Origin of the sequence: Enterovibrio coralii (assembly GCF_001559595.1) — a bacterium.
Taxonomy (GTDB): domain Bacteria; phylum Pseudomonadota; class Gammaproteobacteria; order Enterobacterales; family Vibrionaceae; genus Enterovibrio; species Enterovibrio coralii.
In genome coordinates, this window is the sequence record NZ_LNTY01000050.1 from 170,161 (window position 1) to 186,342 (window position 16,182).

At 45.0% G+C, this 16,182-nt stretch carries 14 protein-coding genes; 2 read left to right on the top strand and 12 right to left on the bottom strand.

Features of this window, described 5'->3' with window-relative positions:
* Positions 1–1,352: 1,352 nt before the first annotated feature.
* The 5 genes from ATN88_RS18800 to matP form a co-directional block, all read right to left on the bottom strand.
* Positions 1,353–2,018 (bottom strand): class GN sortase, encoded by a 666-nt coding sequence (locus tag ATN88_RS18800; protein WP_332308935.1) that lies wholly within the window; start codon positions 2,016–2,018, stop codon positions 1,353–1,355.
* Positions 1,991–4,090, bottom strand: coding sequence for a marine proteobacterial sortase target protein (locus ATN88_RS18805; protein ID WP_067419205.1), 2,100 nt, complete (start codon positions 4,088–4,090; stop codon positions 1,991–1,993). Before ATN88_RS18805 ends, ATN88_RS18800 begins: the two co-directional genes overlap by 28 nt.
* A gap of 283 nt (positions 4,091–4,373) precedes the next feature.
* Positions 4,374–4,790 carry a PPC domain-containing DNA-binding protein gene (locus ATN88_RS18810; RefSeq protein WP_067419206.1) on the bottom strand — a complete coding sequence of 139 codons (417 nt, stop codon included), beginning with the start codon at positions 4,788–4,790 and terminating at the stop codon, positions 4,374–4,376.
* Complete coding sequence (locus ATN88_RS18815; protein ID WP_067419207.1) at positions 4,787–5,077, bottom strand: DUF3634 family protein; 291 nt, start codon at positions 5,075–5,077, stop codon at positions 4,787–4,789. Before ATN88_RS18815 ends, ATN88_RS18810 begins: the two co-directional genes overlap by 4 nt.
* Before the next feature lie 9 nt (positions 5,078–5,086).
* A complete protein-coding gene (matP, locus tag ATN88_RS18820; protein ID WP_067419208.1) occupies positions 5,087–5,536 on the bottom strand; it encodes a macrodomain Ter protein MatP in 450 nt (149 codons plus the stop codon).
* 265 nt (positions 5,537–5,801) lie between these two features.
* Between matP and ATN88_RS18825 the strand changes: the two genes are divergently transcribed.
* Together ATN88_RS18825 and fabA are read left to right on the top strand one after the other, a co-directional pair.
* Entirely contained in the window at positions 5,802–7,472 is a 1,671-nt protein-coding gene (locus ATN88_RS18825) for an AAA family ATPase (RefSeq protein WP_067419309.1), read from the top strand.
* 63 nt (positions 7,473–7,535) lie between these two features.
* Positions 7,536–8,054, top strand: a complete 519-nt coding sequence (gene fabA / locus ATN88_RS18830) for a bifunctional 3-hydroxydecanoyl-ACP dehydratase/trans-2-decenoyl-ACP isomerase (protein ID WP_067419209.1) — start codon at positions 7,536–7,538, stop codon at positions 8,052–8,054.
* Between the two features lie 228 nt (positions 8,055–8,282).
* Here the strand turns inward: fabA and rmf are convergent, their stop codons facing one another.
* The 7 genes from rmf to ATN88_RS18855 all read right to left on the bottom strand — a co-directional run bounded on the left by rmf (position 8,283) and on the right by ATN88_RS18855 (position 16,045).
* Positions 8,283–8,453 (bottom strand): ribosome modulation factor, encoded by a 171-nt coding sequence (rmf, locus tag ATN88_RS25645; protein WP_078752376.1) that lies wholly within the window; start codon positions 8,451–8,453, stop codon positions 8,283–8,285.
* A gap of 166 nt (positions 8,454–8,619) precedes the next feature.
* Positions 8,620–9,315, bottom strand: a complete 696-nt coding sequence (locus tag ATN88_RS28395; RefSeq protein WP_269748198.1) for a DUF3466 family protein — start codon at positions 9,313–9,315, stop codon at positions 8,620–8,622.
* A gap of 74 nt (positions 9,316–9,389) precedes the next feature.
* A complete protein-coding gene (locus ATN88_RS28400; protein ID WP_269748199.1) occupies positions 9,390–10,472 on the bottom strand; it encodes a DUF3466 family protein in 1,083 nt (360 codons plus the stop codon).
* Positions 10,472–12,391, bottom strand: coding sequence for an ATP-binding cassette ATPase Uup (gene uup / locus ATN88_RS18840; RefSeq protein WP_067419210.1), 1,920 nt, complete (start codon positions 12,389–12,391; stop codon positions 10,472–10,474). Before uup ends, ATN88_RS28400 begins: the two co-directional genes overlap by 1 nt.
* The gene (locus ATN88_RS18845) at positions 12,378–12,632 is read right to left on the bottom strand and encodes a glutaredoxin family protein (RefSeq protein WP_067419211.1); all 255 of its coding nucleotides are present in this window, start codon (positions 12,630–12,632) and stop codon (positions 12,378–12,380) included. Before ATN88_RS18845 ends, uup begins: the two co-directional genes overlap by 14 nt.
* Complete coding sequence (rlmKL, locus tag ATN88_RS18850) at positions 12,632–14,767, bottom strand: bifunctional 23S rRNA (guanine(2069)-N(7))-methyltransferase RlmK/23S rRNA (guanine(2445)-N(2))-methyltransferase RlmL (protein WP_067419212.1); 2,136 nt, start codon at positions 14,765–14,767, stop codon at positions 12,632–12,634. The genes ATN88_RS18845 and rlmKL overlap by 1 nt, the downstream gene beginning before the upstream one ends.
* 729 nt (positions 14,768–15,496) lie before the next feature.
* Positions 15,497–16,045 carry a cell division protein ZapC gene (locus tag ATN88_RS18855; RefSeq protein ID WP_067419213.1) on the bottom strand — a complete coding sequence of 183 codons (549 nt, stop codon included), beginning with the start codon at positions 16,043–16,045 and terminating at the stop codon, positions 15,497–15,499.
* Positions 16,046–16,182 lie beyond the last annotated feature (137 nt).

Here is a 16,182-nt window from a genome sequence, read left to right on the forward strand (position 1 = left end):
ATAAATGTAATACAACGCATGAACAGAAGCACTACCTTGAATGGATGATTGCACAATGTAATGACAATAGTTCGTATTGTCGCCATTATATTACAGGTTCCTTTGTCTCATCCGATGATGCTCACAAGCCGCCCACATAGGTACTACCGGCATCTGCTAGCAATTTTCTACTGTAGCAGCCACAATCTCTCAATATAGATAAAGCGAACTTTTAAGGTGAAGGGAAAGTTGTAATGTCACTTTTTTGCAAAGTTTAGGTGTCTCCCTTAGCTAGTTTTTTACACGAATAATCGTTAAAGGATAAGAAATATGTTGGTAACTATGAATGACAAAGAGCTGATCTATAACAACTCTAGCCAAGCTAAAGGCAGTGTTAATACTAGTCGTTAATCGATCTGTTTGACACAAATCCGAGTTATCTTCCACCTTTTGCGGAAGTTCATCGATACTTATTGTGATGAGGCTGTGATTATCTTGCGGCATCCCTTTTAGCTTTTATAACACCACTTTGATACTAAACGTGTAGCATGCATTCGTTGCGCGCCTTTAGGTAGTAGGTATATGTTTTTATACATGCCTTACAGGCATAAAAAAACCCAGCTAAGGGACTATTAGCTGGGAAAAGAGTTATCAACAGAGAACTATTATTGTTATAGAGGAACTTATTTGCAGAGCTAGCCGGGATTTAATGTAATACACTACATTAACATAATCACTATTTTATGCATTTTACTGCGCGAAGTGATAACAATATTTCACATTGTCATCATTATTTTATAGGCACTCAAAAGCAGGCTCTCCACGCGCTGCACAATTGCTTCCATCAGGTATAAAAAACCAGGCAAAATAAGCTGGGTTTCTAGGGGGCCATCCTTGGCTTTACTCTGTAGTCAAACACAATGCAATGCTTGATATGAATTTTAAATAGCCCACAGTTATCGTTATTGCATAAACTGATAGCAATAGTTCGCATAATGGCTATCATGCTGCGAGAGTGTTTACCGAGTCCGATGAATTTACATTTTTCATGAATCAACGTCGAAGATTTGAAGCTTCAACTTGTGGTACTTGGCCCATGTACTAAGTTTTGATTAACAGGATAGCGACATCAGTAAGTTGTGTGTTTTTAATGAGTTATGAAACGCATGGGCAATCTGATATGCTGCGCACAATAACTACATTACTGTCTCTGTTACCTCCCATTAGGACGCAAATGCGTCCTTTTTTTTGTATGAAATTTTAGGTGTTTAATCATCAGTTCCTACGTTTATCGGTGTGATAGATTAAACCTCTATCTTTTGGTTAGTTTGAACATGACGACCAAATAGTTATAGTGCATTAGGTTGTTTTTATTAGAGTAGCTGACTGCCTTTGTTCGCGAGGAATTGATTGTTTGTACCAAAAGAAAAGTCGCTGAAATCTTCTATATCAAATGCTGGATGAGCAACTATGACGTACCTGTCGGGACCGTTCACTTCAAGAGCATCAAATGGATAGCAGGTGACAAGCGTTAACCGATTATCCCCAAGGTCTTCAATCCAATAAGTGTCAGATTCATCCACCACATGCACTGACGACACTTCATAAACCACTTGCGTCCCTACTTTCGTTTCCAGCTTTATTTGGTCGCCCACAGTGACGTTGCTCAGTGTTGAAAAGTGCGTGTCATTATGTCCGTAAATTACGACGTTCCCTCTTCTTCCAGGTTGTGCCGTATTCATTTGTAGTACCGGCCCGAACGCTAGATTTCTGGCATTCGCGCCCGACAACACAAGCTGTTCAGGCAGGTTACCCCATTTCAATTTGGCAATGGGGTATGTGTCGGCCCAAGGCCATGGTTTTTCGTTTACTCTGCTGTTTTGCTGCTTATCCCATGCATGGCTGATGAGATATTGAGCGAGTTGCGCTTTCGCTTTGATAAAGATTCCGTGTGACATGGTGATAGTTCCTAAAACCAATAACGCTGCGCAGCCTAGTTTCATCACGTTTTTCACTGGGCTACTCCTTCTTGGATGCATTTATTCTTAGCACTGTCACTTGTTTTGCTGAAAACCTTGAACCCTATAACGCTAAGCATCAGGAGAATTGCACCGAGAATTATTGAGCGATCACTCCCCAAACCACTTTGAATCATCATTCCACTTCCTTTGGGCGGCATAGGTTTAATCTCATGTGACTGAGGTGCTATATCTCGCGGTCTGTTTGGTGTCTTATCAATGGCCACTAAGCTAGTATGTTGAGTAACGATATGGTGTGCCAATCCAAGGTCAGTGATTTTTTGTACTTTCACCGCGGTATCTAAGTTGGGGTTCAAAGCAATACTCTCAATTTGCTTCCGAGCCCACAGCACGTCGAGCCCTGTCCCTTTGCTCGGTTGTACTGAAGAAAGGTCAACCACTTGCGTCCATGTCTGCCCGCCCAGTTTTCCGTTAATCACCAGCGCGTTCTTGCCATCAGCAACTTTGAAAACCTGAACAAGTGGCTGCTCGGAATACAAGTCAGGGATGGGTGAAGGCCATGCATCAACGTTAGAACCGTCTTGCCAATTCATTACGATATCTTGCATCGCAGGGCGAGAAAGCTTCTGAAACAAGAGCTCCAGCTGTTTGCTGACTTGGCGTAGATTTCCAATGTGGGTAAATGTCCCTTTTCCTGTAATAGCAGCTCTTTGCATAAAGCCACTATTCGGCGCAGAACCAATACCTACAGTGAACAAACGTCGTGAGCCTAATCCATTAGAAATCGCCGCATAGAGTTCGGCCTCATTCGCTATCGCGCCATCAGTGATGAATATGATCTGATTAAGCGCACTTTCCATGGTCGGAATGTCGAAGGCCACATCAACCGCATTCAACATTTCAGTGCCACCATCAGCCTGAAGTTGTCTAACCAATTGCGTGGCTTTGGCGATGTTCGATAACGATGCAGGCAAAGGTTGAGGCGAAAGTCGAAACGCCTGATCATTAAAGTAAACGATGTTGAAATGGTCACTGGCACTGAGTCGGTTTAAACCATAAATAACGGCTTCTTTCGCTTGCTCCATCGCCTCACCGTACATTGAGCCGGATACATCAATGACAAACGTTGTGTTCTTGTTCAGCACACTGGAAGACAATTCAGTTGGCGGCACTACCATCAAAAGCCCGAATTGTTCGGCATTCTTTTCTTCTACAAACATGGCGGCAGTCGGTGCTGAGTCGCTAACTGGCGACCACGTCAGTTCGAAATCCCTGTTCGCGATATCAACTTCGCTAAGTGTCACACCAAAACGCGTTGGAGAGATTTCAGTGATGTTCAAGGACGCAGAGTCGCTATCAATATTTTCAATAGGCAATCCCATGTTTATGTCTATCGACAGGTCGAACGAAATCGGATCTTCTAACAACGGGGCTCGCTGATTTGGCGTAATTTCATTAGCATCAGGTACACGAGTGTTCGCTACTGCCCAACCGTTTTGTAACTTGAGCAGCGGCGCGTTGCTCTCTGAAATAAGAGGTGCCGCTCCTCGAGATGGTATATAGCGATGAGTGAAAGTAGTTGGGAAACGCAGACTGAACTCACCATCTTCATAGGTGACGAGTTCTTGGTATTCGATCGTGACTTCGATAGTTTCTCTCGGACCAACGTTTGCAACTGCGGTCGAAAACAAGTTAGAGCGATGTTGCTCTACAAGTGAGGCACGCATTCCTTCACGCGCCGCTTGATTAAAACTCTCTCGAGCTTTCTTCTTAGGCTGGATCTCGCCTTCGATAACACGCTCACCAACACGGATAAATAGCCTGTCTACTGCCGCTTCTTGTGGTAAAGGAAACACATACCTGGCATTTACCCATTCTTCAGTTGGATTGGTGAAGGTTTGTGTCACTTCAGCACGATTAACGATGCCATTAATGACCATGTTTGTTTCAGTCGAAAGTTGTGGAGCCTCCGTCCACACGCTTTCTGGCTCATCAGTAGATTGTATGAATAGCCCCTTTTCTTGCTCAGTAGCCTGAACCGAACCGCACATGATAAAAGCCATCACAATGGCGAGGCTCCAATCAGCCAGAGAGCCAATTATCCGAACACGTAACACTTTGAATGAGTACATTTGCCAACCCTGCTTCTCACTAGATTTCGCAAATTAAACCAAATCAATCTGTCTAGTTCGGGGATTAACTGTGATGGATAAAGGCAAAATGTGGCGACAAAAAGACAGGCTAACGCTTAATAGTTATAGTGCATTAAGGTGAAAAGAATAGATTCAAAGAAAAGTATTACCCACCAGTACCTTATGCGAATTAGTGAGTACAATGTCATTTTTGTTTTTTATTTTCCCGAGTTTTTTCTAACACAAGTGCATATACAATCATAAAAATGAATATTTCAATTATTCACTGTTCGTTCAGCAGCTTAGATACCACCAGCTCTGTGTAACCGGTCGATGCGTCGAAATTTCTTGAGAAAGACATTCTAGGGAAAGAAAACAAACACACCTCTGCGGTATGGCTGACAATACTGCCTTCCATAAGATGGCCACCCCAAACTCGTCCTTCTGAATCGGAGACACTGATATGCAAATGAACATGGTTGGGCGTCAGAGTTCCATTTAACGATAAGATTTCGAGTGGTTCGTCGAACACCTTCTCTGATGAACCATCAGCTAAACGGATGACGAGTTTGGACAGACAACCCACAAGTGATGCAACACAACCTGCAGAGATTTGATTGTTCTGAACAGCAGAAAGGATGGATAGTTTAAGATCGGCCCCTCGCGTTAAGCGAAAGGCCAAAGGCGTCACTAGCGTCATTTGAAGGACTTGTGTGGAAATACATTCTTGATGCGCTGCTGCACCTTGTGATCAATGCTTTTCGACAAGACTAACTTGGCGGGATTGAAGCGATTTCGGTAAACCTTAATCGTGCCAGTAAACGGCGTACGCTTACTTATTTCTGCACAATCGTTGAGAAACCCGTGCGGAATCTTCCCTTTCTTCTTAACGATTTCACCATCTTTAAACTGAATGAGAACGATTGGACGATCGATGGCGATATAGACAAATAGCGCGATAAAGCTGGCTGCAAGAAAGTACTCCATACCCTCACCTTACAAATCTAACAAGCTACTCAGATCTTTTTTCAGTGCATCTACTTTCTTATTGGCGTTTTTGGATTTGTTCGCCTCAGAAAGCAGGTATTCGATGGTATCAGAAAGCGTCGCATCGAGCTCTTGGGCTTTCGTTGACAGTTTTTCCCATACACGGAAGTCGAGGTCTATCGATTTCTTGCGCGTGTGCTCTTGTTCGGCATTGAAGTGACGTTTACGCTTCGCTCTAATTGCCTGCTTAAGTTTTACATCAAGTGCCGGTGACATATGCGCTTGAATCCACTCAATCACTTTGGTTGGCTCATGCTCTAGAGCAAGAAGTGCTTTCACCGAAGCATCAATCTCACTGGTATCAACATATCGAGTGACGTTGGCTCCCTCTTTATGCTTCTTGACCAAGTAAGTCCATTTCCAACCCGCTTCCAAGTTTTCAAGTTGTTGATATTTCATAATAACTCGATTGTTATTGTTGAGAGCAAAATTAATAGTGAAATACAGTTACAGCGTAACAGTAGATGATATTTTAATCAAACCGCTTTGAGAGAATATTGCGATCATTGATCGGTTTACCCGTGTATTTTTGTTCTGCCTGAGGATGCTCTTTCGTCAATCGGTTTCCCGATTTCTTACAGGTGCTTATCTTCGCTATTTTGCAGCCTCGGATTCCTTTATACTTCGCGTAATGACGATTAAATTAAAGTTGAATCACAAACGTATGCAAGAAGTATCCTGGCAGTCCGTTGTTCCTCAGTTTTCCCACGTTGAGCAGCACATTGAAAATTTCGCATCGCTCAACCCTGCTTCTCCGTGCACTTTACAGCCACGACTGAGAAATAGCGTTCAGCGATTGGTTCACGAGCAACACTTCCCTCGTTTGCTACTCGTTACAGCGCCAGATGTTGCAGACTACTTTTCTATTCTCAAATCTATCGTTGATAACAACGTATCTGATTCCGGTATGCCCGTGGTTGTGGCGGAACTTGTTGATGAAACTCAACTCTTTGGCACAGTTTATCCCAACACTGATGATGTGACAACGTCACGCAAAGTTGAAGGGTTGATTCACAAAGCAAATGGCGGCGTGCTTCTACTCTCTCTGACGTCAATCGTCAGTTATCCTAATATGTGGAGCCGTTTGAAGTCTGTACTTTCGACGAACTCTCTCCCATGGAAAAGCGCAAAGCCGGATGTGTATTGTGAGTTACCTGAACCTGAGCAGCTTTCCGTTCGCGTCGTGATAGTCGGCGATCGCTCTCTGATGGCAGATTTTGAATCTGGCGAGCCTGAACTTCACAAACTCGCAATCTATACCGAATACGAGCAAGACCTCTATCTCACCGAAGATACAATTGAAGATTACCTGTCTGTCTTGAAAGGATTCCAAGAGAGTTATGGCCTGAAGCCACTGACATCAGCCGCAGCCAAACGCTTCATGCAAGCTGGCGCACGATACTGCGAAGATCAGTCTCGTATGCCTCTCTGCCCATTGTGGATTCAGAATCTACTCCGTGAAGCAGACTTCCACGCTAAAGGTGCTGAAATCACTCAGGATGATGTTCAAGAAGCGATTGAAGCGAAATATTACCGTGAGTCTTACCTGCCTCTACGCGCCGTTGATGACATCCACAAAGGGCAAGTGTTTATCGACACCCGTGGCGAACATATTGGCCAGGTTAACGGCCTTACAGTGATTGAAATGCCCGGACACCCAATGGCGTATGGTGAGCCTGCGCGTATTTCCTGTGTAGTGCATTTCGGTGATGGCGATATTTCTGACGTAGAACGTAAAGCGGAACTTGCAGGCAACATTCACGCGAAAGGAATGATGATCATGCAAGCCTTTGTTAGTGCAGCATTGGATTTGGATGAGCCGCTTCCTTACTCTGCATCAATTGTGTTCGAGCAATCATACTGTGAGGTAGATGGAGACAGCGCATCTCTAGCTGAGCTGTGTGCCTTTGTCAGTGCCCTATCTCAGACACCGATCAACCAAAGTGTTGCAATTACTGGCGCCGTAGACCAATTCGGTCGCGTGCAAGCCGTAGGCGGTATTAACGAGAAAATCGAAGGCTTCTATCATATCTGTGAGCATCGCGGTCTGACAGGTGAACAAGGCGTTATTCTGCCTAAGACTAATCTTGATGCGTTGTGCCTCACTAGAGATGTCGCTGATGCTATTCGTGAAGGACAATTCCATATTTGGGCAGTGGAGAACGTTGAAGAAGCATTCCCACTTATCACCGGGTTACCATTTAGCGGTGACGAAAACAGCGAAACGGAAACACTTCTCGATAAAATAGCTAACAGAATTGACGTTTTCCATCATGGTGAGCAACGTCACACATCATTAATAAATAAGCTGAAAAACTGGTTAAACCACCACTGATCCGAGTTGTTTGGCGTACACGTGTACGCTAATCTGCCCCTATCTTTTCGCAGGAGCAGTATAATGCTAATGAAACGCAACTCATACGACAGAGACGACCTTTTAGCTTCAAGCCAGGGAGAGCTTTTTGGACCAGGTCGTCCTCAACTTCCAGCCCCTAACATGCTGATGATGGATCGCATTTCAAACATCACAGATGAAGGTGGTGATTTTGATAAAGGTTTTATCATCGCTGAGTTGGACATCACTCCTGATCTGTGGTTCTTTGATTGCCACTTCCCGGGCGATCCAGTAATGCCAGGCTGTTTGGGTCTGGATGCTATGTGGCAGCTCGTTGGTTTCTTCCTTGGTTGGATGGGCGGCGAAGGTAAAGGCCGTGCGCTTGGTGTTGGTGAAGTGAAATTCACTGGTCAAATCCTGCCAACAGCAAAGAAAGTAACTTATGAAATCCAGATGAAACGCGTGATTAACCGTAAGCTGGTGATGGGTCTTGCTGATGGTCGTGTACTGGTAGATGGTAAAGAAATCTACGTCGCTAAAGACCTGAAAGTCGGTCTGTTCCAAGATACCTCTTCTTTCTAAAGAATGCCTGATTGAAAAAAACCGCCTAATGGGCGGTTTTTTATTGCCTTCTTTTCTGAGGACCATCTTTCTACCTTTCAAAAAGTCCAACGAAAATAATTTCAACAATTTCGCATAGTTATAAACCATTCCTAAATAAGCAATGTATCCATTGGCATATAGTTATAGTGCACTATGAGGTGAAGTAAAAGCCCCTTATCGGGGCTTAAAAGTGTGGAAAGATGGGTCTCATTTCATGGATGTGGCTTTAGTATCTCTGCCGTCGCGCCAACCACCTAGCCATTGGCTTCGCGCGTCCGTGGCTTGATAGGGACATGTTTCAGAGGATCGACCGCTCATACCAGCTTGATAGCCTTTCGCTTGTGCTCGCTCTAAACGATCTCGCTTCTGTCTCTTCATATTTCCGCCCTCTTATCCTTGGATGGATGAATCTTTTACAGTGCAGTTTCATTCAAGTTGATCTTTTATGAACCGCACCTATTAAGAGTCAAACATGGTCGATAATTAATCAAGCGCGAATTGGCTCACCCGCTAAAAATTTGTGAAGATGAGCCAAAAATGAGTCTTACTTTTTACGACGCCACAAACCGCCCAACACCAGCAAACCTAAGCCCGCTAGGCCGAAGCTTGCGCCACTGCGCTGTACTGGTTCGTTGATTTCGGAGCGAGGAGTAATATCACCACTGTTGTTCCGTGTTAATTTCACTGCCACCAGCTGCTCATTCTCTCTACACAAAGAATTTTGTGCCGTAGAGCTGTAGCCAGATGCACAGTAAAAAGCGGATGCTGAAATGTCGCCGTTATTATTGATATCAAAAGCTTCTGCTATACGGTACTTATTAGCTTCACCATTGACGTTACCATCGTTGGTCAAATCATCTAGTAACCAACCTCTCGTATTATCAAAAGTAGTAGCTAGATACTGAGCGTCATCATTGAGATAGATGTACCCACGTTGCTTGCGAGAGCGATCCTGAACGTTTTCAATATCAACTTTACCAACTAGCTCGTTATTGTTGTTGATAGATGCAGCAGTCGCATTGTAGCCGTAAAAGAATAGATTGCTTTGTGAAGACTGGAGAACTGTCGTGTTGTTATCCTTGTTCACAAAAATATTCTCTGCATAAGAACCATTTTGTAGGTTGTAGTTTTTGGCAACCCCAACCACAACTCCAGTATCATTGATGTCTGTCGCTACGGTATAACTGTAAATCAGCTCATTATTACCGTTCCGAACATCGATGTTTGGAATCAGAGTCATTGTCCAGCAGCGCTTTGTTGAATCTGTATTTAAATCGTCGATACAATTTGCGAAATCGGCAATTGGCGTATATTTTACGGCACGCGTAAAGAAGCATCGTTATCGTATGTGTTGTACCCAACAAGCGTTGGAGACGATGCCCCATTAACAAATGTCGCACCGTAAATAGAGGCTTGAGCCGTCTCGTCATTCCTCACAAACCCATTCGGGAAATCTACGATTGTTCGGGCGTTTGCAGGACTACCGAAGTCGGAAACCCAAACAGATGCTTGATTAGCAAATTGGAAATATTGGCATGATCTATCTGAATAACTTGCGGTTTGGGAGCATGAGAAAAGATTTACACCTGCCCCTTCAGGCCATTTTTGATCAAAGCCAGGATTTGCCATGTTATGCACAGATGCAGAACCAAAGGTAATGATCCGGCCACTACCTAGGTCAATTGAACCATTTGCATTGGTTTGGCCAATTGCGGTGATCACTTGCGATGAACCTGTTGGTGGGAGTAGTTCTGTTGAACCATTAAATCCACGCAATTTGAAAGCTCTAGCGAAATTTGAAGACTGATAGTATGGGCTACTTGATGAACCAATAGCCGTACCGGAATCATCAACTTGATGGATAACTACATTTGTAGAGTTCGAGAGTCTAGTACCTGATGGTGGGTTGGAAACACCATTATCCCCAAAAGGGTTAATTTGAACAGTAGTAAAAGCTCGACTGTTACTTGTGTATCCTTCACCCCAAGCATCAATCTCTGACTTTAAGCCCCCCAGGCAAACATTCGCGTCATGATCTTCAGCACTACAGATCTCCCCCGAAGACTTTACTCCATACCACTGTTCGTTCGCCCATTCTGAGCAAGTTGCATAGCCTAGATAGTTAGAACAATAGCTCTCTAGATCACTCCAATTATTGATGAAGTGTTCATTATCGATAAAGTAAGGATTCTCCTGAGAATAGTCGATCCCTTCTGGTCCAGACAGAATTTCATACCCCACACTGCTAGAGTTTGGTGAAATTGCCGTAGCTTTTGCGGACTCGGATGCTGACGCGTTATCTACTCTTTCAACTGTGTATACAGCGGCATTTGCGATAGTTGGCAGGCTAGCGACCGCCAAGGCGATCGCTGATAATTTGAATGTATTGAACTGCATTACGATTCCTTTTGCATTTCTTCGAGTTCTTCCCAGCGTTCAAACGCCGTTTCCAGTTCTGCTTCTGCTTCACTGAGTCTTTGCAGAACAGGTTGCGTTTCTTCGTTGCTTTGCTGGAAGAACGCAGGATCGTTCACCGATTCCTGTAATTGCGCGATTTCATTCTCTAGGTTTTCAAGCATCTGTGGAAGCGCTTCAAGCTCTCTTTGCAACTTGTAAGACAGTTTTTTGCCTGCTTTATTGCTATTCGCTTGTTTTTTCGGCTCTTCCGCCTTCGGCGTTTCTTTTGCCTTTGGCTTTTCTGCTTCGATTGTTTTCAAGTAATTCTCACGCTGCTGCATCGCATCGTGATAGCCACCAACAAACTTTCGGATGACACCGTCACCCTCGAAAATCCAACTATGAGTCACTGTGTTATCGACGAACTGACGATCGTGACTCACTAACAGCAAGGTACCCTGATAGTTGGCAAGCAATTCTTCTAAAAGTTCCAACGTTTCGATATCCAAATCGTTCGTTGGTTCATCGAGAACAAGCAGATTACACGGTTTAAGGAAGATACGCGCCAGCAAAAGACGGTTTTTCTCACCACCAGACAGTGCTTTAACCGGCGTACGAGCGCGGCGTGGGTGGAACAAAAAGTCTTGAAGATAACCAAGTACGTGACGCTTACGACCACCAACGTCAACTTCGAGTTTACCTTCTGCCAGGTTATCAACGACGGTCTTTTCAGGGTCAAGCTTCTCGCGATATTGGTCAAAGTAAGCCACTTCAAGTTTGGTACCGACATGGAAGCGACCCGATTCTGGCTTGAGTTGCTCAAGCATCAACTTAAGCAGCGTACTCTTACCACACCCATTAGGACCAATCAGTGCAATACGATCGCCGCGCATAACGTTGAAGCTAAAGTCATTGATGAGTTTCTTACCGTCCCACTGATAGGCAATGTTCTCAGCTTCGAAGACAGTCTTACCAGATTTAACGGCCTCATCGAGTTGCAGGTTTGCGTTACCTTGTACCTCGATACGCTCTGAACGCTCGCGTCGAAGTTGCTTTAGGGCACGCACACGACCTTCGTTACGGGTACGACGCGCCTTGATGCCTTGACGAATCCAAGTCTCTTCTTGCGCCAGTTTTTTATCAAACTCAGCATTTTGCTCGGCTTCTACACGAAGCATCTCTTCTTTGCCTTCAAGGTACTTCTCATAGTCACCCGGCCAAGAAGATAGCTTGCCGCGATCCAAATCAACGATGCGCGTAGCCATTGATCGAATGAAGGCACGGTCGTGCGAGATAAAGATGATTGCGCCTTTGAAGTCCTTCAGGAAGGTTTCAAGCCACAGAATAGTTGCCACGTCTAAGTGGTTAGTAGGTTCATCAAGTAGCAGCACATCAGGCTCACACACCAGAGCACGAGCTAGTGCTGCTTTGCGCTGCCAGCCACCTGAGAGTTCCGACAGTTTTTTAGCGCCGTCTAGTTTCAACGCCCCCAGAACAGCTGTAAGTTGGTTCTCAAAATGCCATGCACCAGAATGCTCAAGTTGATCTTGTACTCGTGCGAGTCGATTAATGTTCTTTTCGCTTGCGTCAGTTTCAATCAAAGCCAGCAGTTCGTGATATTCCTTTAGCTGAGCCCCCACTTGTGCCAAACCTTCAGCCACGTAATCAACCACAGTACCTTCAGCATCACGTGGTGGATCCTGCTCTAAGCGAGAGACTTTAAGATCTTGCTGACGGATGATGCTACCATCATCTAACTGCACGGTACCATGAATTACCTTCATCATGGTCGATTTACCCGCACCGTTGCGGCCTACAAGACAAACGCGTTCGCCCGGCTGAAGAACAAATTCTGCGTGATCAAGAAGAGGATTATCTCCGTACGCCAGCTGAGCGTTGGTGATATTAATTAATGCCATGTTTCACTAACCAAGTTTCTAATTCGGAATGATCAAAAGGCCAGCCCAGTTCGTCGACAACTGAACCGCTTTCATTTTGATGAGAAAGTACGGGAATGGTGACACCGTAACGAGAAAAGAGTTCATCGTTGAAGGCAATATCTACAATGCATAAAGCAGTGGTGTTACCCACTGCTTCGTACAACGCCTTCGCATCTTCGCAAAGATGACAGCCTTCCGTGCTGTAAAGGACTAAGGCCATTAACCTTCCTTGTGTGTAATGATCCAACAGTTATGGATTTGCTTATTACGCTCAAAGTCCATTGGAATTGAGCGGTTTGTGATGTTTTGCGCTTTCAGACCTAGAGCGTCCAGTTGCTCCATGTCCATTTTGAAATGACGCTTGTTGTTAGAGAAAACAATTTCGCCAAGTGGACGAAGCATACGTTTAAGATCCGTCATTAGCTTGATGTGATCACGCTGAACATCAAAGGTATCTTCCATACGCTTAGAGTTCGAGAACGTCGGTGGATCGATAAAGATAAGGTCATATTGGCCTTTCTCTTCTGATAGCCACTTCAAGCAGTCAGCATGAATGTACTGATGCTGACGACCTACTTTACCGTTAAGCTTCATGTTGCGCTCTGCCCAAGCCAAGTATGTCTTGGACATGTCAACGGTCGTGGTTGATCGCGCACCACCAACTGCAGCATGCACAGTTGCTGTGCCGGTGTAAGCAAACAGGTTAAGGAAATCTTTACCTTTTGCATTCTCACCCAGCATTTTACGGGTGTAACGGTGATCCAAGAACAAACCCGTATCTAGGTAATCTTGTAGATTCACTTCCAGTTTCACACCGTACTCTTGAACCTGCATAAAGCGTTTTGCTTCACCCAGTTTCTGATACTGGTTGGTTCCTTTTTGCTTTTCACGCGTTTTCAGCACAACGTTGTTTGCGTTAACGCCAGTAACCGTAATCGTGGCGCGAACAACATCCAACAGGCGACGGCGGGCTTTTTCTTCAGGTACCGACTTAGGCGGCGCGTACTCTTGAATGACAATTTGATCCGCGTAACGGTCGATGGCCACGTTGTAATCTGGCAGGTCAGCGTCGTACAAACGGTAACATTCAATGTCTTGTTGTTTCGCCCACTTCTCAAGCTTCTTAATGTTCTTGCGAAGACGGTTTGAAAACTCTGGCGCAACGTCTGCAACAGGTGCTGGTTGACCTTCTTGTGACGCCGTCACCTCACCACGTGCTGTGATTTGGTAAGTCTTCATCACACAATCAAGCGCACCATTACGCAGCTTGTAGGTGCTTTCTGCACGCATACGCAAACAGCTCAGCAGTTCATCTGAACCTGAATAAATTGATGCGATAGAGCCCTTGAAGTTTGTTTTAAGCTGAACACCCAATTGTGTGTAAAGCGCAATCAAACCTGGCGTCGTACCGAGACGCTCACCGTAAGGTGGGTTACAGATGATCACGCCTTCTTCGAAGCCTTCTGGCTTTGTCAGATCAGCCGCGTCAGCCAGTTCAAATTCAATCAGATCAGCAACGCCAGCGCGACGTGCGTTCGCTTTCGCAGTTTCAAGCACGCGGCGATCGTTATCAAAGCCGTAGAAGCGTGAGTTACACGTTGCAGGGCCCTTCTTCGATTTGAAAGTGACTTCCGCATGCACTTCCATCCACTCTTCGCGCTTGAAGGATTTCAGTGACTCAAAGCCCCAACGCTTACGCTTTAGGCCTGGTGCCACCTGAGCTGCCATCATAGCGGCTTCGATCAGCAAGGTGCCTGAACCACACATTGGGTCAAGCAATGGCTTATCAAATGTCCAACCGCTCTTTTTCACCAGAGCCGCAGCATTGGTTTCACGCAGAGGTGCTGCGCCTGCTTCGGTGCGGTAGCCACGCTGGTGCAAACCGCTACCAACCATGTCGATACCCAACAGACCATTCTCTTTAGACAAACGCATGTGAATGCGCAGATCCGGTTGTTCACGGTCGATGCTTGGGCGCGCTAAGTCCGCTTTCACAAAGCGGTCAACGATGGCGTCTTTTACTTTTAATGCACCATATTGGCTGTTACGGATTTCTCGGTTAGTACCGTTGAAGTCGACAGCAATACGTTTATTTTCGCTGAAGTACTGCGGCCAGTTAACAGCCGTTGCACCAAGATACAGGTCCATGTCATCGCGAACTGCGAACTCACTCAGAACAAGAATGAATCGCGATGCCGTGCGGCTCCATAAACAGCACGTGTAAAGGGTTTTCTCATCCGCGCGGAAACGCACACCGGCGTTAACTGCTTTAACGCTGCTGGCGCCCAGTTGTTCTAGTTCTTCGGCTAACAGGTTTTCTAAACCGCGGGAAGTAATTGCTAAATATTGATTCATGGATATGGATGCTGAGGAATGTTGCGCGCGATTATAACTGAAATGCCAGTGCCGCGCTCTACTAACTGGGATTAATCTTCAATAAGTCATTTGTTTGCTACACACGGAGCCGGCATTTGACTCTATCTATCATCAACTCCACCGCCAACTTTAGTTATCCACAGGTGAAATTAGGTTTACTCCAGGAAACAATCACATCAAGACTAAACGCGGCAATTAACACCCCAAATCAAGCTACTCCCTCTCAAGCTAATGGAACACTAAGTAAGCACACACTTATCCACAACCTCACTATTTGCATTGCGATTCAAAACAAGCACTGTCAACAATCTCAATCAATTCTTTCCTGAGCGGAACCAGTTAAACCTCTTTATTATTGGTATATACCAGTGGCGAATTTCGCGATATAAATGCGGAAATATGGACAAGTTTGTTTCTTATTTTGAGTAGAAAATGGGAGTTTTACGCGATGTGAACGCAGAGAAAATAATCAGAATTGATGAATTAATGTGATGAACATCACTTTAGTGTTTAGGGTTTTGATGGTTGAATGCGGCGATTTTTCGTGTATCACCGTGCTGTATTCCTGCTTTTGACAGATGCAATACAGATTAAGACACGCAGAAAGCTCGCCCTATCAAACGTTGATTGGGCCGCCTTTTGGGGAACAGTCAAGGATGTTTAAGAAGCTACTGGGTGGGGAAAGAAAAAGGCTGATGCATCGCTGCATCAGCCTACCAACGCATAATGACCACTGCCACTATCGTATTGCTCTTCGTATGTTGATAGTCGGTCATTCATTACTTTTATCGCTTCACAGAACCGCATTTGTTTTGTTTCAGTCAAAGCCAATGGTGATTCCCCTGCATGCATGCACAAAGAGGCGCATCCAGAGTTCTCAATCACCAGGAAAGCTTCGCTGCCTAGGTCGGTTTGTAGCTCAACAATAGAGCCTGCAGCTGGCGTTGCATGGCCTTCTACGGTTTTGAAAAACCAACTCTTTGGAAGTAACGGTTTATGGAAGCGGTTTGCTGCCACTGCGTTTAATACCAATTCCGCCCTGCGTGGGCTTGAAAGCGGTAATACGCTTACTGCTTCGTAGTAAGCTTGAAAGAGTGATGCGTCATCGACTGAAAATGGGGTATCAACAAACGCATCGGGGATAAGATGCTTCTTTTCAATGGCGACACGGAAGACCATATCTTGACCCAAATCTAGCATTAACAGCTCAGCTTCTTTATCGAAGTACCACTTCCATGCGTTATTGGGTTTCAACATAATTCGCTCCTGCGCCTGCAGAGAATCGGTCCGTGACCACTGAAATTAAGGTGCTTTTTCAGAAGTTTAATAGCGAAAAAACAAAAAAAAAGGGGAAACAAAATTCCCCTTTTCTCTGGATTTGTTCGTTTTACGGA